This window comes from Wolbachia endosymbiont of Mansonella perstans (assembly GCF_020278605.1).
GTDB lineage: Bacteria > Pseudomonadota > Alphaproteobacteria > Rickettsiales > Anaplasmataceae > Wolbachia.
On record NZ_JACZHU010000014.1, the window covers coordinates 1 to 15,874 of the forward strand.

Annotated in this window: 18 protein-coding genes, 1 tRNA gene and 3 pseudogenes; 14 read left to right on the forward strand and 8 right to left on the reverse strand. The window is 35.7% G+C overall.

Features of this window, described 5'->3' with window-relative positions:
• The first annotated feature begins 190 nt into the window (after nt 1-190).
• The 4 genes and pseudogenes from IHO13_RS01385 (at nt 191) to radA (ending at nt 3,020) form a co-directional block, all read left to right on the forward strand.
• A tRNA-Pro gene (locus IHO13_RS01385) sits at nt 191-264 on the forward strand.
• A 93-nt stretch (nt 265-357) separates the two neighbouring features.
• Nucleotides 358-1,335, forward strand: coding sequence for a quinone oxidoreductase family protein (locus IHO13_RS01390; protein WP_225537933.1), 978 nt, complete (start codon nt 358-360; stop codon nt 1,333-1,335).
• Between the two features lie 134 nt (nt 1,336-1,469).
• Nucleotides 1,470-1,676: a hypothetical protein gene (locus IHO13_RS01395; protein WP_225537934.1), complete on the forward strand. Its 207-nt coding sequence runs from the start codon at nt 1,470-1,472 to the stop codon at nt 1,674-1,676.
• A gap of 5 nt (nt 1,677-1,681) precedes the next feature.
• Nucleotides 1,682-3,020 (forward strand): annotated as a pseudogene (radA, locus tag IHO13_RS01400) (DNA repair protein RadA).
• Here radA and ftsY read toward each other — a convergent pair.
• A complete protein-coding gene (ftsY, locus tag IHO13_RS01405; protein WP_225537935.1) occupies nt 3,007-3,918 on the reverse strand; it encodes a signal recognition particle-docking protein FtsY in 912 nt (303 codons plus the stop codon). The pseudogene radA and the gene ftsY overlap by 14 nt on opposite strands.
• 179 nt (nt 3,919-4,097) lie before the next feature.
• Here ftsY and iscU point away from each other — a divergent pair, with 179 nt between their 5' ends.
• From iscU to hscA, 4 genes are read left to right on the forward strand one after another with little or no spacing between them, the layout of a single operon-like run.
• On the forward strand, nt 4,098-4,484 hold the full coding sequence (gene iscU / locus IHO13_RS01410) for a Fe-S cluster assembly scaffold IscU (protein WP_225537947.1): 387 nt from the start codon (nt 4,098-4,100) through the stop codon (nt 4,482-4,484).
• Nucleotides 4,481-4,885, forward strand: a complete 405-nt coding sequence (locus IHO13_RS01415) for a HesB/IscA family protein (protein WP_225536254.1) — start codon at nt 4,481-4,483, stop codon at nt 4,883-4,885. The genes iscU and IHO13_RS01415 overlap by 4 nt, the downstream gene beginning before the upstream one ends.
• Nucleotides 4,878-5,336 carry an iron-sulfur cluster co-chaperone HscB C-terminal domain-containing protein gene (locus IHO13_RS01420; RefSeq protein WP_225537936.1) on the forward strand — a complete coding sequence of 153 codons (459 nt, stop codon included), beginning with the start codon at nt 4,878-4,880 and terminating at the stop codon, nt 5,334-5,336. Before IHO13_RS01415 ends, IHO13_RS01420 begins: the two co-directional genes overlap by 8 nt.
• Nucleotides 5,314-7,080 carry a Fe-S protein assembly chaperone HscA gene (gene hscA, locus IHO13_RS01425; RefSeq protein ID WP_225537937.1) on the forward strand — a complete coding sequence of 589 codons (1,767 nt, stop codon included), beginning with the start codon at nt 5,314-5,316 and terminating at the stop codon, nt 7,078-7,080. The genes IHO13_RS01420 and hscA overlap by 23 nt, the downstream gene beginning before the upstream one ends.
• A 3-nt stretch (nt 7,081-7,083) precedes the next feature.
• On the opposite strand, the gene lepB is transcribed toward hscA, so the two are convergent.
• Entirely contained in the window at nt 7,084-7,878 is a 795-nt protein-coding gene (gene lepB / locus IHO13_RS01430) for a signal peptidase I (protein WP_225537938.1), read from the reverse strand.
• A 493-nt stretch (nt 7,879-8,371) separates the two neighbouring features.
• On the opposite strand from lepB, the gene IHO13_RS01435 reads away from it, so the two are divergent.
• Together IHO13_RS01435 and IHO13_RS01440 are read left to right on the forward strand one after the other, a co-directional pair.
• Complete coding sequence (locus tag IHO13_RS01435) at nt 8,372-8,680, forward strand: ankyrin repeat domain-containing protein (RefSeq protein WP_225537939.1); 309 nt, start codon at nt 8,372-8,374, stop codon at nt 8,678-8,680.
• 94 nt (nt 8,681-8,774) lie between these two features.
• Complete coding sequence (locus IHO13_RS01440) at nt 8,775-8,987, forward strand: hypothetical protein (protein WP_225537940.1); 213 nt, start codon at nt 8,775-8,777, stop codon at nt 8,985-8,987.
• An 812-nt stretch (nt 8,988-9,799) separates the two neighbouring features.
• Here the strand turns inward: IHO13_RS01440 and IHO13_RS01445 are convergent.
• From IHO13_RS01445 to IHO13_RS05850, 6 genes and pseudogenes are all read right to left on the reverse strand, one after another.
• Complete coding sequence (locus tag IHO13_RS01445) at nt 9,800-10,117, reverse strand: coenzyme F420-0:L-glutamate ligase (protein WP_225537941.1); 318 nt, start codon at nt 10,115-10,117, stop codon at nt 9,800-9,802.
• Complete coding sequence (locus tag IHO13_RS01450; RefSeq protein ID WP_225537942.1) at nt 10,077-10,508, reverse strand: hypothetical protein; 432 nt, start codon at nt 10,506-10,508, stop codon at nt 10,077-10,079. The genes IHO13_RS01445 and IHO13_RS01450 overlap by 41 nt, the downstream gene beginning before the upstream one ends.
• Before the next feature lie 91 nt (nt 10,509-10,599).
• Nucleotides 10,600-11,023: pseudogene (locus IHO13_RS01455) on the reverse strand (dihydrofolate reductase).
• Between the two features lie 478 nt (nt 11,024-11,501).
• Entirely contained in the window at nt 11,502-11,801 is a 300-nt protein-coding gene (locus IHO13_RS01460) for a dihydropteroate synthase (RefSeq protein ID WP_225537943.1), read from the reverse strand.
• A 152-nt stretch (nt 11,802-11,953) separates the two neighbouring features.
• Nucleotides 11,954-12,145: a 2-amino-4-hydroxy-6-hydroxymethyldihydropteridine diphosphokinase gene (locus tag IHO13_RS01465; protein ID WP_255586055.1), complete on the reverse strand. Its 192-nt coding sequence runs from the start codon at nt 12,143-12,145 to the stop codon at nt 11,954-11,956.
• 642 nt (nt 12,146-12,787) lie between these two features.
• Nucleotides 12,788-13,482 (reverse strand): annotated as a pseudogene (locus IHO13_RS05850) (CADD family putative folate metabolism protein).
• Between the two features lie 694 nt (nt 13,483-14,176).
• Between IHO13_RS05850 and IHO13_RS01475 the strand changes: the two are divergent.
• From IHO13_RS01475 to IHO13_RS01485, 4 genes are all read left to right on the forward strand, one after another.
• Nucleotides 14,177-14,446: a DnaJ domain-containing protein gene (locus tag IHO13_RS01475; protein WP_225537944.1), complete on the forward strand. Its 270-nt coding sequence runs from the start codon at nt 14,177-14,179 to the stop codon at nt 14,444-14,446.
• Between the two features lie 243 nt (nt 14,447-14,689).
• A complete protein-coding gene (locus tag IHO13_RS05855; protein ID WP_368666868.1) occupies nt 14,690-14,890 on the forward strand; it encodes a hypothetical protein in 201 nt (66 codons plus the stop codon).
• Nucleotides 14,836-15,240 (forward strand): ankyrin repeat domain-containing protein, encoded by a 405-nt coding sequence (locus IHO13_RS01480; protein ID WP_255586058.1) that lies wholly within the window; start codon nt 14,836-14,838, stop codon nt 15,238-15,240. Before IHO13_RS05855 ends, IHO13_RS01480 begins: the two co-directional genes overlap by 55 nt.
• 11 nt (nt 15,241-15,251) lie before the next feature.
• Complete coding sequence (locus IHO13_RS01485; protein ID WP_225537946.1) at nt 15,252-15,476, forward strand: hypothetical protein; 225 nt, start codon at nt 15,252-15,254, stop codon at nt 15,474-15,476.
• Nucleotides 15,477-15,874 lie beyond the last annotated feature (398 nt).

Here is a 15,874-nt window from a genome sequence, read left to right on the forward strand (position 1 = left end):
TAAATAGCTTCATTACTATGACAATGGTGACGGCTAAGGTTGTCAAGTAGTTTTTCCATTTCTATGGCTAAAAAATCTAAATGTCAGCCAGCTACCGCAAAGGTATTATAATGGACAAAAACAAATGCTTTTTGGTAAATAAATGAACCTTGCATTTCACCTTAGTTATTGCTATTTTAAATAAAGAAATCGGGGCGTGGCGCAGTCTGGTAGCGCATTTGGTTTGGGACCAAAGGGCCGGGAGTTCAAATCTCTCCGCCCCGACTCTTTTATCAACACATGTCTTACGAATTTCTAAATAATTTTACAAGATACTGATTATCAGGTAATATAGGCAAAGTTTTTATTATGTCTATCATGGTTAAAGCCGTACAAATAAAAAGAACTGGAGAACCGGAAGTATTAGAATTTGTAGATAAAAGTACAAGTGAGCCAAGAAGCGGGGAAGCTTTGGTAAGTCACACAGCTATCGGTTTAAATCGTTATGACTTAGAGCATAGAAAAGGCATTCGCAAAATTAAAAACCTACCATCAGTGATTGGAGTAGAAGCAGTTGGAATTATTGAAAAGCTTGGCAAAAAAGTAAGCGGTGGCTTAGAAATTGGAGATAGAGTTGGATATTGCACAGCACCACCCGGAGCATATTGCGAAAAACGTACCATACACCAAAAATATCTAATAAAAATTCCAGACGAAATACCGGATGAAATTGTAGCAGCAGTGCTATTTAAAGGCATGGCAGCTCACTATCTGGTTAACCAGTCTTACAAAATAAAACCTGGCGCTATTGTGCTCGTGCATGGAGCCAGTGGTGGTTTAGGACAGATAATATGCCAATGGGTAAAGGATAAAAAAGGTGTAGTTATAGGTTCTGTAAGTTCTGATGAAAAAATGAAGATAGCTTTACAGAATGGCTGCATATACGCAGTAAATTACAATGATAAAGATTTTGTTTCTAAAATTATGGAGATTACACAAAATAAAGGAGTAGATGCAGTATATGACCCGATAGGCTATGCTACAAGCAAGCTTTCTTTTGAATCTTTAGGCAAGTTCGGCATATATGTTTCCTATGGTCAGATATCAGGCAGCGCTCCGGTTAGCTTTTCTTTACTTAGCTCACGTTCGCTATTTGCCACAGGAACCTCGATATATCATTATAAGTACGACAGATTCACATTAGTGCTTACTGCAATGGAAATCTTTGAGATGATAAGGAAAAAACTTTTAACTGTGAGGATTAACAAAAAGTATAAATTCAATGAAATAATAAAGGCTCATCGCGATATGGAAGATAGAAAAGTAAGTGGACTGAATATTATTAAAGTCTCTTGAATAAATCAGCAATTTCAATTAACTGCTCACTAGATTATATTAAAGTCCATGCATGCGCAAAGTACCCGCAATCGCGCTATAATGAATCCCTTACACAACCAATTTATGGTAAGGAATTTTTAGGAGAAGCGTAGATGAGCACTGCAGAGTACTTAGAATATTTTAGAAGTGTAAGTAAATTTGGCGCAAAATCAGAAAGCAGGTTATGTAAGAAATTTAACTCCTACCTCAATGATAATCCCTCTATGTTGCGTTATCGCACTCTGGAACTATACATCCAGGGCTTGATGTTTATCGCATATTTAACTAATCTTTATTACAATTGCGAAAAACAACTTTAGCTTTTATGAAAACTGTATATATATGTCAATCCTGCGGTCACAGCACTGGCAGGTGGGTAGGAAGGTGCATTGCGTGTGATAATTGGGATACAGTTGTTGAAGAAATAGTTGTAAGAACAGAAGCGAAAAGTACACCTGTACCAATTTTAATAAAGGCATTATCGGATGATGAATTTGTTACCCCGAATCGCCTTTTGACGGGAATAGAAGAGTTAGATAGAGTTTTTGATGGTGGTTTGTTAAAGGTGCAAGCATTTTAATTGGTGGCGAACCTGGAATTGGAAAATCTACTCTTTCACTCAGAATTGCAGCTAGCGTTGCACAACTTTCCTCTCTCGAGTGTCTTTAATGTATCCGGAGAGGAATCTTTGAAACAAGTGAGCCTCGGAGCAAAACGCCTTAAGATAAATAAGTCTAAAATTAAGCTTTTATCTACAGTGTCTTTAGCTGATGTAGTTACAACGATAAGAGAAAATAGAAATATAAAATTCTTAATTATTGACTCCATACAAACGATGTATGATAGCGAAATTACATTAGCATCAGGGACTGTGAATCAGGTTCGCACTTGTGCCTATGAATTAACCATTCTTGCAAAACAACACGGTGTTTCCCCTCTCTTTAGTAGTTGATCATATAACTAAGAATGGACAAATAGCTGGACCTAAAACTTTGGAACATATGGTGGACACAGTGCTATATTTTGAAGGTGAAAATAGTAATCAATACCGCATTTTGCGTGCTATTAAAAACAGATTCGGCCCTGCAAATAAAATTGGTATTTTCGAAATGTCTGAAGCAGGACTCGTGCTATCGATAATCCATCATCATTATTTCTAGCAGGAAATATTGATTATAAAAGAGTTGTTGGCAGTGCTGTATTCGCAGGAATTGAAGTTCAAAACCAATTTTGATGGGAGTTCAAGCATTGATGGCGGGAACGAGCATGGAAAATCCAAGAAGAGCAGTGGTTGGATGGGATATTAATCGATCATTGCAGTATTAAATGCTCGTTGTAAGATGTCTTTACACAAAAAAGAAGTGTACCTGAACATCGCGGGAGGACTGAAAATACAAGAGCCATCGGCTGATCTTGCTGTTGCTGCTTCCCTTTTTCAAGCACAGTAAAATTACCGCTGCAACTTCTTTAAATAATTTGTGGCGAAGTTGCACTTTTATGGGAGATTAGAAACATCTCACATACTGACCTAAGACTTAAAGAAGCACAAAAACTGGGGTTTAAAAAAGCAATTATGCTAAAATGGTAACTGTTCTTCTCATGATATTGAGATAATTAAGCTTGGTCACATAAAGGAGCTAAGAGATATCTTCAATCACAGTTAAACAGCGCTTCAGCAAATTCTTTACTAGTAAACTCCCTAAGATCCTCTATACCCTCGCCAATTCCTATAGCATGCAGCTTTACCTTATAAGCTTCCGCAAGTCCAATCACTACTCCGCCCTTAGCAGTGCCATCTAGCTTAGTTACGATTAGCCCAGTAACATTCACCATTTTGCTAAATGCCTCTAGTTGGCTATAAGCATTTTGGCCGGTGGTTGCATCGAGAACTAAAATAACATCATGAGGAGCAGTATCATCCAATTTCTTTATTGTTCTATATATTTTTGATAACTCCTCCATAAGGTTCATATTATTTTGAAGTCTGCCTGCTGTATCAATCAGAACAACATCAATGTTATCTTTTATAGCTTGACTTACAGCTCTATATGCCACACTTGCAGAGTCGCTACCGTACTCTCCAGTGACAATGGAACAATCAGAACGTCCTGCCCAGATATTTAACTGTTCACTAGCAGCAGCTCTGAATGTGTCACACGCAACAAGCATAATGGACTTTCCTATTTCCTTATATTTATACGCAAGCTTACCTATAGTTGTGGTTTTACCATTACCATTCACTCCGCATACCATTATTATATGTGGTTTTTTGTTTAAAACTAGTGATTGCACAGCAGGGTCCAATATCGATTCTATTTCGCTTATTAGTTGCTGCATGATAATGTTGTGTTCAACTTCCTTGTCAAATTTGATGCTTGTGAGCCTGTCAATAATCAACTTAGAAGTTTTATGACCGATATCCATACTAATTAGTAACTCTTCCAGCTCATCCAAAAGCGACTGATCTAATTTTTTTTTGCCAGAAAAAATACTCTTTACTCCATCGCTAAAGTGTGAAGAAGTTTTTAACAGGCCTTTATAAAGGTTACTAAACAAACTCAAGCAAACACTCCTTTTAAAGTTGCAATGTAAAGAATGACATGTACTACGTGAATTTGTAAAGTAAAATGCACTCAAAAACGGTATATTTTACTCATAAAATGCACGGTTTGCTAGTACATTTCACTTTAGTTTTAACCTAAATATGTTTATAATGTAAGTAGTGGTTTATGAGTAATTCTATGAGTTATAATGAGAAAATTTTAGATCATTACGAAAATCCAAGGAATGCTGGTTCTCTAGATAAAAATGATCCAAATGTTGGTACTGGCCTGGTGGGTGCACCATCATGTGGTGACGTTATGAAATTGCAAATAAAGGTCAATGACAAAGGTGTTATCGAGGATGCAAAATTTAAAACATTTGGTTGTGGTTCTGCTATCGCTTCGAGCTCCTTGCTTACAGAAATGATCAAAGGAAAAACTATTGAAGATGTAACAAAGATAAAAAATACGCAAATAGTGGAAGAGTTGTCTTTGCCTCCAGTAAAAATACACTGCTCGGTGCTTGCCGAAGACGCTATAAAAGCTGCTATTCATGATTACCAAAATAAACAAAAACAGCTATGAGTAAATACCAAGGAGTAAATGCTGCAAAGAAAGATAAAAAACTTATCACCATAACTGCAAATGCAGTGGAAAGGATAAGGTATTTATTGGATAAAAAACAGCATAATAACCTTGAGAAATCAGAAGAAGCAATAGGAATAAGAGTTCTAATTAAACAAAAGGGATGCTCTGGTTTAAAATATGATATTGAATACGCATATGATATCCGTCCTTTAGAGTCAGTGATTGAAGAAAGCTGCAGTGATGGCAAAAAAGTCAAGGTATTAATCGATCCAAAATCTGTCATGTTCATCCTTGGCTCTGAAATGGATTATGTAGAGGAAAAACTCTCATCGGGCTTTGTTTTTAAAAACCCTAATGAGAAAGGAAAATGTGGTTGTGGAGAGAGTTTTCATGTCTAGCAACTATTTTACATTGTTTGGAATCGAACTAGCTTTCAACATCAGCTTTGATGAGCTAGAGAAAAAATATATTGAGCTGAGCAGAACTGACATAAATGAAGGGCAGTCCAAAAATATGGAAAATATCAACAAAGCTTATCAAGTGCTCAAGTCCCCACTAAAACGTGCCGAGCATTTGCTGGATCTTTTTGGTGTGAAAAGCCAAAAGGGCTATCTAAATTCCGAGATATTAAATGAATCAATGAAAATAAGAGAGTATTTGCTAGACTGTGATAATCTACAATTTGCAAATAGAATGATTGATGAAAAGGTAAAAGATTGCACTAAAAGGCTAATTAAAGCTTTCGCTGTAAGGAATTTTGATAAAGCCACTACGCAAGTTTTGAGATTGAAATATTTATATAAGTCACTTGAGGAGATGAAGAAAAATGCAGCCAATTCAAATTTCTGAACCAAAATTAAATGAAACAGTGTTTGGTATAGACCTTGGTACTACCAATTCTTTAATTGCTATAGTGAATAAAGCTGGTGACGTGGAAGTATTTAAAGATGAACAAGGGCGTGAGCTGCTGCCTTCTGCTCTTTCATATGAAAATAACATATTGAAAACTGGCTATGATGCTGACCAAAACGCTGTCTGCTCTATAAAACGCCTAATGGGTAAAAGTGTCAAAGACTTGCACAAAGAAGGCGTTAATTTTGAAATAGACAACGAAAGTGAAAAAGTTATTAGGGTAAAATGTGCAGAGGATAGATATCTTACTCCTGTTGAAATATCTGCTGAGATATTGAAAGCTCTATGTGAGAGGGTAAAAAAGTCTATGGGAATAGAAGTAAAAAAAGCAGTGATTACTGTACCAGCTTACTTTGACGACTCAGCACGTAATGCAACCAAATATGCAGCGAAATTAGCTGGTATAGAAGTTCTTCGCCTCATTAATGAGCCAACTGCTGCAGCGCTTTCTTATTCGATTGAAAAGAACAACAGTAGTGGAATATACGCAGTTTATGATCTTGGCGGCGGGACATTTGATATTTCGATATCGAAATTACACCAAGGAGTGTTTCAAGTCCTTGCAGTTGGTGGTGATACCAAACTTGGCGGTGATGATTTTGATCACCTACTAAGTTCAATTGTACTTGATAAATATAGAGAAAAGGCAGGTTTAAGCGAAGAATGCTCTGCTGTCATTTCAACACATAACGCTGATATACGTACTGTGAAAGAATACCTTAGCAGCAATGCTTTTGGCACTTTTGAATTCAACGTCAATGGCGAGTTGTTTGAGTGCAAAATTACCAAAGAAGAATTCGAGCAAGCAATCAGTCCCTTGGTTAACAAGACTATCAACATAGTCACTCGTACTATAGACGATATAGATCTTAAAATTGATGACATAAAAGGAGTAATTTTAGTTGGTGGTGCAACTAGAGTGCCATTAGTTCAAAACTCACTAGTCAAGCTCTTTGGAAATAAGGTACTGAATGATGTAGATCCGGATAAAGCGGTTGTTATTGGAGCAGCTTTGCAGGCTCATTATTTAACTTCAAACTCAAAAGGTAGGAACATTCTTTTGGACGTTTTGCCTTTATCACTTGGCATAGAAACTATGGGAGGAATAGTTGAAAAAATCATACCAAGAAATACGCCATTGCCAGTTTCAGAAACAAAAGAGTTTACAACTTACTTCGATGGGCAAACGGCAATGAAAATTCACGTTTGTCAGGGAGAACGTGAAATGATAGAAGATAACAAATCTCTAGCACAATTTGAGCTTAAGGGTATACCACCATTGTCTTCAGGCTCTGCAAGAGTTGAGATAGAGTTCACAGTTAATGTTGACGGGATATTGACTGTTACTGCACGAGAAAAAAACACTGGAATCGAGAAGATAGTTGAAGTAAATTCAAGTTTTGGTTTAAGTGAAGCCGATGTTCAAGATATAGTTAACCAGTCAATAAACAACTTTGATGAAGATATGAAGGCTCGTTCCCTTGCAGAAGCTAAAATTGATGGCAACAAACTCATACGTCTGATTGAAGGTAATAATAGTCTTTCCTCTGATCAAAGGTTAAAAAGTCTACTGCAAAACGCAAAAAAAGCCTTACAAGGAAATGATTTGAGTGAAATCAATAATGCTATCACCAAATTGGAAAACTCTTCCTTAGAGTTGTGTGAATTGACAAATAGGTAGAGTTTACACAGCCTTGTGCAATATCCTGTCAAATCTCAGTGCAACAGGTACTCTGAAATTAAATGGTAACCAATCAATCTTCCCCAATTTAAACGATAAACCAACTATGCTCACACGCCCAATTATGTTTTCCATTGGTACAAAACCAATTTCAGGAAATCTACTGTCAAAAGAATTATTTCTGTTGTCTCCCATAACAAAAAATTGATCGTTAGGTACATAGTAAACTGGAGTATTATACGATAGCTTATTTGAAACATTATCTATCAAAATCTCATATTCTCTTCCATCTGGAAGTGTTTCTATATACCTTGGTATACTGCGACTTGATTCATAATCAAAAAAGCTTTCAACTTGCCTTCGCTTTACCTTCTGATCATTTAGGTATAATTCTCCCTCTATCATTTGCACTTTATCGCCTGGTATTCCTATTACTCGTTTAACAAACCTGATGCCATCGTTTTTTGTAGGTTTAAAAACTATTATGTCACCACGCTCTGGAGGGGTATAAAAGATCCTGCCGCTAAAAATATTAGGAGAGAATGGAAAGGAGTGCTTACCGTAACCATATGAATATTTACTGGTAAAAATATAATCTCCTTCAAGCAGAGTGCTTTTCATCGAACCAGAAGGAATATGAAACGGCTCGAATAAAAAACTACGTATTGATAGCGCAATCAGCAGCAAAAAAAACAGTGAAGATACAAATCTTCCTGTTCTTGTTACCCAGTTTTCTCTTAATTCCTCTAACTTTTCCAACTTTGTTTTTCTTATAAATTTAAGTTTATTATAACACATAAAAGTAGTAATATGAAATTTTACTCGTAGACGTTGTTTCTATACCGCTTGTTCCTTGAGAACTTTTTAATATGGTGATTATATTATACGCTAAAGCTAGCATATTAGCTTACTTTCACTAAATTTATGTACGAACTAGTTTGCCTAGTTTTGTTGCAACAACTTCAAGCCCCTATTTTCACAATCTTATTTTTACTCAGCTTGTTCTCACAAATATAGGTACTTTTTGTGATTTTGGTAAAAGTCAATATTTAAAATTTTTATGGCGCTGATTTGCAGTATGTTTCTATTGAATTATTTTTTTTACGTGTATTATTGACTCAACTGTAGCAAGTTAAGGCAAATAATGATAAGTTTATATAAAATATAAAGAAATACACAAGTCTTAACTTCTTTACAAAAGTGTACAATAATCAAATCATATTATCATTTTTTAATTTAGTAAGAGGTAAGTATGGGTTTAACATTGGAATAGTGAGATCAGATACTAAATATGGTAGAGTCCAACAACTCAAGTGATATACTTGAACAAATAAAGGTAGAATTACTAAAACAAGATAAAAATACATACGAACAGTGGAAGCAGGAAAACTTTAGTGAAACCTACCTATTCGACGTGCTGTTTATAGACGGTCGGCTTCGTTTTAAGTGTACATTGTTATGTTTAGCTGCTTTAAGTGGCTGCTTAGGCATAGCTAAATACTTTGTAGACGAAAAAAATGTTGATATTAATCAAGCAAGTAATGACGGCCGCACTGCTTTACATTTGGCTGCTTTAAAATGGCCACTTAGGTACAGTTAAATACTCTGCAGAGAAAGGTACTGATGTTTGTAAAAAAGATAATTGCGGCTTAGCTGCTTTAGATCTGGCCAAAAACAGTGGCAAGACGGATTTAGTGAAATTCCTATCAAATAAAGAGACCAAAGGAAATAAGTTGCCTATTATAACTGCTTGCACTGGTTTATTGTTAGGCTTAGGCATAGCATATCTTATAGGTGCTGCTGCCTTAACTTCTGTTGTTGCTGTTATTGCAGTATTTGTTGCAGCTGTAGCAGTCGGTGTATTAGCAGGTTACGGTATTGGAGGATTTTGTGAAAAGATGAGTTAAAAAAAGCAAAAAGATCGTCATATGAGTTAGGTACTGCAATTAAGAATGTCCTTGCCCCTGAATGTTTGAAATCACAGGAAATTCATCCGTGAAAAAGGTGCTCCTGCACCTAAGCCGATTTCATTCGCCGCTTTCGTATCCGTTCAGCGGAATGGTAAAACGAGATAGACAAGATACTCTAAAAGGTTAATCATAGAGTAAAAGTGAGTTCACAAAAAAAGGTGTCATCCAAGTAGCTGACACTGGGATCTAGGATACTACTTTAGTAATAAATATTTAAGAAATCCACCAAGTAAAAAAAAGCAAAAGGAGCCTAGTTGGTGGCTAGTTATTTATATTAACTTTATAAATTGGAGTTTTTTTATTCTAAACGTCTAATCTAGCTGCTTTTAAACTGCAACTGACCTAAATTTAAACGTCGAGAAATTTACTAAGCAGAAAAAGGCAAAGGAACTATGTTAGCTAGTTATTTACTACCTATCTTTAAATTGGAGCTTTTTATTGCCTTAAACGCTTTAACAAGCGTATTTTAGGTTATATATAGGTAAAAACCCTGAAAGTTTTATAAAGACATTAAGCACGCGCAGTGCAAAAAAATTAAATATAAGAAGCAAGCACATTGAGTTTTTTTATCATTTAATCTGCATAGATTGAAGATAAACAATAGCTTTAGTACTATGGTAAGGGGGTTAGAGGAATTTGTCAAATAGTTTTTTTGTATATGCAAAGCTGGGTTTGTTATGCAAGAGATCTAACGTATGATATAAAAGAAGAAGTCAGGCTGTATGTCCCAGTCTTGCACATTTTTTTATCTACCCCTCATTCTTCAACCACCTGGTTTTCATGAGCAGAGGAGAATAAAGGTCCTCTTCCACCGACATCTCAACACTTCTCCTTTCTTCTATAGTTGGTGAACGAGTAAGAAAGCAGACCTTTGGTGCATTTCTAATGATTGCCATTGGCGTTCGTTCTTCTCCTTCTTCCATGACTAAAACAGCAGATGCTGCCAGCACATCAAGAAGATTGATTTGTGTTACCTGGAGTGGCTTACTATAAAGATCTGGCTTGCTTACATAGGAATAAAGCGGCTCAAACCCACACCAAACAAGAGCGATCCCTGTAAACCCCAAGGCGTATAGGTATTATATTGCTATCTTTAATCAAAGTACCAAGATGCTTTATGCAATGTTTTGTCCTTAGGTAGTCCCATACTGATACAGCTGTTTTATAAACATCTTTTGGATATAAAATATACACCTCATCACTATCTGATTCATCAATACCGGTAGATGGAATTAAGGTTTTAATTGTCAAATAGATATAGCAAAGATTGCAATCTGTATCAACAATCGCATCAGCCTCTTTTTTAATCAGCTCTTCTTTAGAAGAGGCAGTTTTGTGAACTACTTGCTTTTGGAAAATGGAAATGATTTTTGATGTGATAACAAGCACAAATTCCTCCCTTAACAATTTTGAAATACAGCGATCAAGAATCTTCTCTAACATTCCACCACCATTCAACGCGGTGGGTGCAAATTGCTTCAACTTGCATATTAACGTATCAGCCTGCACATATAGTATAATCTTTTGCTTTGATGAGAATGGTTTTATCCTACCTATCAAGGAGTTAAGTTGAAATATATATCACCTTTATAAGGTTTATGAATTTCTGTTATGATAAATTCTGAGATTAGATTATGCTCTAAAAAAGGTGCGCTATTTGTGCTCCACCAACCATGAAGATTTTGGAGTAATTCCAACTATTTTGAATTGATAAAAACTCTTGGAAAAAACAATAGCACATTTTATGCTTCTATTAAAACACGAGCTTAGTTTATTACGAGAAAAAACAACAGGAACACGATCCTTCAATATGTTTTGAGGTATTGCTTCAAATGTCTTTCCTCCCATAACGTAACTTGTTTGTCATTTACTTGGAGAAAATGCTCCAGCTCATTTGGGTAGTATCAGGGCAATCCATTATTTATTCCAATTACCCAGCTTGGATCAATAGCCATAATTCCGATAACCATCATCCCTGTAAAGCAGCTTGGACTATAAAAAATCTCATGTGATCGCGCACATTATGCGTTCGAAGGAAATCGACCTTAATTGTGTAATACATATGACGTAGAAATTGTTTCCAAACTTGGTTAAAGGCAAGTTCTGAAGAAAAAGAAGAAATGAATGACTTTCTAGAGTAACCCACTAGAATCTCGCAGCCGAAACTTTGCAATGCTTCTATATTGCGCAAAATCTAGATATTCTGATATAGAGGCTTTCCAAAGCCAATACCAGGAGCAATAATTATCGAGCTTTTGTCAAAGCCTAGAGCTAGTAATCTATCAATATTTTTCTCTGCCCAGTGATTTATGGTATTGATGAGGTCAGTGTTGCCTGGAATAATGTTGTCCTTATGTGGTAATATAGAGTGAATGTATAATAACTATGCTACACCCACTGCTAGCAATTGCTTTTAAGGTATTATCATCCAGACTCTTTAACATTGTTTATCTAAGCAATATTATAGTGCCCTAAAACATTCAAAATAACATCCGACCAGAAACTATCAATACTAACTTTAATATCATCAGCTTTCATATAATGACTAAGATTATCAAGTACTGGTTTTAAACGTGCATATTCTTCCTCTGGAATCCGAATCGAAGATCTAGGCCTTGTTGATTGAGCACCAAGATCAACTACGCTTGCACCATCTGATACCAGTTGCGATGCCTGCTTAGTTGCTTGGTCTACATCATAATAAAGACCACCACATGAAAATGAATCAGGAATAATCTTAAATGTTAACAATTCCGACAAGCTTTGGTGAAAGCGTAAAACTCTTTAAAAAGCAGCCTTGAACGCTAGGAGTGTTGTGAGCAACAGTACCAAACGTTTTGTTGGTTATTGGATATCACCCATAGGGTTAGTATTGCCATTAAGTGAAGCAAAAAATGGTCTGCTCAACAATTCTGGGTGAGGAATCTTAAGGTAGTGTGTACAAATATCAGATCATCCCACAATAAAATATCCAAGTTGATAATACGAGGTGCCCACTTTTTATGAATCTGTGGGCGGCTAATGTCACATTCGATTTGTTTTAGCCCTTTTAATGGCTTTTCAGGGGAAGCAAGACAACTTCCATACACAACCATATTAAGAAATGGCTTGTCCCACTCAGTTGGAACACCATTTGGTAAAATAGCTTTATTTTCTCAGACAATCAAAGATTTTAGATCTTTAAAATAGCGCTCCTTTAATAACTGAGCAGCCTTTTGTGAATTAGAAAGGCGATTTCCTATATTTGAGCCAATAAAAATATAAATCATTAGTTATCTTCCTGCTCTTGCAGTGCATTGCAATAGGTAAAGAGGACACCCACATGTACATTGGGAACAGGTGGTGCAACTTTGTGAATAGTTACTCTTAATTAGAAGAAACAGTATGCCTTTTCTACATCAAAAGTTTGCTAATAATTATGTATACATCGCAAGTGAAATGTTCAATTAAATTGAATTGCTTGCTTTGAGCAAGCGATTGTATACTCTGCGCTGCTTCCAGATAGCAAATAGTATCCTCAAGCCGGTCATTTATAAATCCACAGAGGGAAACTTAAAGGTAAAATCAACATTAACATTCACTAATTGGGAATGAAACTTGTCTTCTGCCTACACCTAAATGAACCTAAAGCTGTAAATCTTGGATAAGGAGGGTACATAACAGTTTTGTACTTAGTTCCATCTTTATACTTCTCCAGCTTATAAAAATCCACATGTTTCTGAAGTTCACCAAATTGCTCAAAAGAAGTTTTCTCCTTTTTTGATAAAAATCCCTCGGCAATGTGCACATGCGTTCATCATTCCATCAAGAAAACCCCATAAAAGTTCTGCTCCTTTTTTAGCGCCTTGCACAACTTTCCCTTGTTCTTCTTCATTTAAATTTGCAATAAGGTTTACGCACTCCTCAGAATGCAATTCATCAGCATCCATGTGAACGGTAAAAAATTGGAGGGAACGCTCATCATCTATTGAATAGTGTTTTTTTAGGCCATCAACTTTAGGCTTAGAAACCTCAGAGGTTTGATGCTCATAAGCATAAAGAGCACCCAAGCCAGAAGCAAAGTCTAATTGTACAATATCAGAGTAACCACCACCAACTCTTGTGCCTTTTTAATTTGCGCATCTTTATGAAGATTGGAACGTGAGACACCAAGCCCTTCAGCAAAATGTTGCCATAACTCTGGATGGTTCTCATCACCTTGCTCTTCTTCTATTAAATTACCAAGCAAAACTTGTCGCATTCTCAGATTTGGACATAAAGAATATATACCACTAATATAACGAGGAAATGCAGCAACACGATAATAATATTCCTTAGCGTAAATTCGCAGAGCTTCAAGACTCAAATTTTCTTCATTCCATGATTGGTAAAACTAATGTTTTAATAAATGCAAATCATCTAATTCTCTATTAAGTGATTGAACGAACGCTATAATAACTCCTTAAGTTAACACAAAATTATTCCAGATTATTCGTAGACTCACCAGATATCAAGAGGCGTCATGCCGATTTTTACTAGATCTCTCGCATAACAAATCGGTTTTGGCAGCGTATGTCATCCAACAGAAACAAAAAAACTACTTGACAACCTTAGCCGTCACCCTTGTCATAGTAATAAAGCCACTTGTCTAACCTCTTAGTCTGTGCAGATTAAAATGACAGGAAAACTTGTATTTGGCGTATTATTGTTTAGTTTTTCGCACTATGTGCACTGCATGTCTTTTAAAACTTTGGGTTTTTACCTATACAAGCTGAAAAGCGCTTATAAGTCGTTTAGAACATTACCCAACACCGGATTTTAAAATAGAGGGTGGAATAACTAGCTAACTTGGGGTTTTATTGTCTTTTTTTCTGCCTGGCAAATTTCTTAAATATTATAGCCTAGACTAGTTGCGTTTAAAAGCAGATAAATCGCAGCATTTAAGACATAAAAACGCTAATACTGAAAATAGACAATGGCTAGGGCTTCTTTCGCTTTTTTTCAGCATCGCTATTCGTTAGCGTCACATTAGCCATATCAGATGGGATTGTGCAATAGGTGCATTTTAACATAAAAAGTTTGATTTTTTAAATTTTGTGTTACGCTCAAACTCAAATATAATTCGCTATTAATGAGGGGTAGTTATTATGAACAGAGAAAAAGCTTTAAAAATACTAGGTTTTAGCAAAGGTGCTAATCCTGATGATGAATATGAAATTAGAAAAGCATATAGAAAATTAGCCATAAAATATCACCCTGATAAACATTCAGATGCAAGTAAGGATATGCAAAAGCAAAATGAGGAAAAATTTAAAGAGTTAGATGACGTATATAAATTTTTTACTGGGAAAGGTACAAAAGAGGTTACAAATTTAATCAAAAAAATTTGGATGAAATTAGATTTCCTGAAGATTTGAAGTTTTACTTATATAAGGCTCTCTTCAATCAAGATATAGCGTTTCTTAAAAAGCTTTTTTCCAAATTCAAAAGCAGTCAGGGTGGAGAATTTGGTGATTACATTAATGAAATGCATCTCGAAAATTACTTGCCATTGACGATTGCTTTATCTGATGCTAGAAATTCAGGGGATTTTAGTCTCTTGAATACTTTTAACAAATGGCGCTAATCTTAACATAAAAGTATTTTATGACGAAACGCCATTGTATTTTATCGGAACTCTTGAAGACAGTAGAATTTTGGAGTTACTGTTAAAATATGGTGCTAGCCCTGATATAAAAAACAAGAGTGGTAACACTCCATTAATTGTGGCTTCTAGTAAGGCTATTATGAAACTGTCAAAATGCTTTTGGAATACAAGGCTGATCTTAATATACAAGATGAGTATGGTAATACTTCATTAAGTAAAGCGTCTTCTAGGGGGCATTATAAAATTGTAGAACTGCTTTTGAAGCATAGTGCTGGTAAAGAGAGCGAAAGTATCAATAATGCACTACTTACAGCAGTGCAATTTCATAAACACGGACATGACAAGGAAAAAACTGTGGAGCTACTCCTAAAATATGGTGCAAATCCTAATGAAAAGGATCACCACATGAGATTAATAGAACGTACTTCATATTTCGCTAATAGTGGGATAATAAATTGCATTAAGACGCTTGTTTTACCATATGGCAGCAATGACAAAGTTAAAAAGTTGATGGCTGAATATGGTGGTATTGATAGATGCTATCTACGTGGTCAACGATACTAACTTGCTGTTGCTTGATAGTAGCTTCTGCAACTTTGTTTAGTATGGCTTCTTCTTGGTGTTATATACCGACAACGATATTTGCACTTGATGCATGTTTTTTCGTTAAAAATGCTGTACAGGCTGCATTTTTTGCAAAAACAAAAGAACCTTCTCCTGAGTTTGCTGAAATTATTACTGAGCCAAGGACAATTCTCAAGAAATCAATAGTGCATCAGTTTAACCTGCAACTATACTAACATTGTAATTTAAGATTAATCTCTACCAGGGAGGGTACCATGCCAGCACCCAGACACTGGAGTCCAGAAATTTTATCAAGTAGGTGAGCATAAAAGTTATGTTAAAATTCACTGTTTTTATAGAAAACTTGATTCCAGTGCCAGCTACTTGGATGACAAAAAAAGGAAACACTGGAATAAAAGGAAAAAGCTACTTGGATGATAGGAGAAGGAGTACTCGATGTCCTCCTGGCAGACTCAAATCACGGTGTTCGTACAGGCGTGTATCACGTGCTGGAATAATACTTTCCTACCCAGTTCATAAATTGCAACTAGCTATAAATATTTAAAAATTTTACTAAATAAAAAAAAGCAAAAGAAACTCCTGGTTAGTATCTATTTTCAGTTTTCAGTATTGG

Excerpts from the sequence above, each read along its gene's own strand:
- IHO13_RS01395 (WP_225537934.1), top strand. The coding sequence starts at position 1,470 with ATGAGCACTGCAGAGTACTTAGAATATTTTAGAAGTGTAAGTAAATTT.
- IHO13_RS01420 (WP_225537936.1), top strand. The coding sequence starts at position 4,878 with ATGTCTAGCAACTATTTTACATTGTTTGGAATCGAACTAGCTTTCAAC.
- IHO13_RS01390 (WP_225537933.1), top strand. The coding sequence starts at position 358 with ATGGTTAAAGCCGTACAAATAAAAAGAACTGGAGAACCGGAAGTATTA.
- IHO13_RS01435 (WP_225537939.1), top strand. The coding sequence starts at position 8,372 with ATGGTAGAGTCCAACAACTCAAGTGATATACTTGAACAAATAAAGGTA.
- IHO13_RS01475 (WP_225537944.1), top strand. The coding sequence starts at position 14,177 with ATGAACAGAGAAAAAGCTTTAAAAATACTAGGTTTTAGCAAAGGTGCT.
- iscU (WP_225537947.1), top strand. The coding sequence starts at position 4,098 with ATGAGTTATAATGAGAAAATTTTAGATCATTACGAAAATCCAAGGAAT.
- lepB (WP_225537938.1), bottom strand. The coding sequence starts at position 7,878 with ATGTGTTATAATAAACTTAAATTTATAAGAAAAACAAAGTTGGAAAAG.
- IHO13_RS01465 (WP_255586055.1), bottom strand. The coding sequence starts at position 12,145 with ATGGTTGTGTATGGAAGTTGTCTTGCTTCCCCTGAAAAGCCATTAAAA.
- hscA (WP_225537937.1), top strand. The coding sequence starts at position 5,314 with ATGCAGCCAATTCAAATTTCTGAACCAAAATTAAATGAAACAGTGTTT.
- IHO13_RS01415 (WP_225536254.1), top strand. The coding sequence starts at position 4,481 with ATGAGTAAATACCAAGGAGTAAATGCTGCAAAGAAAGATAAAAAACTT.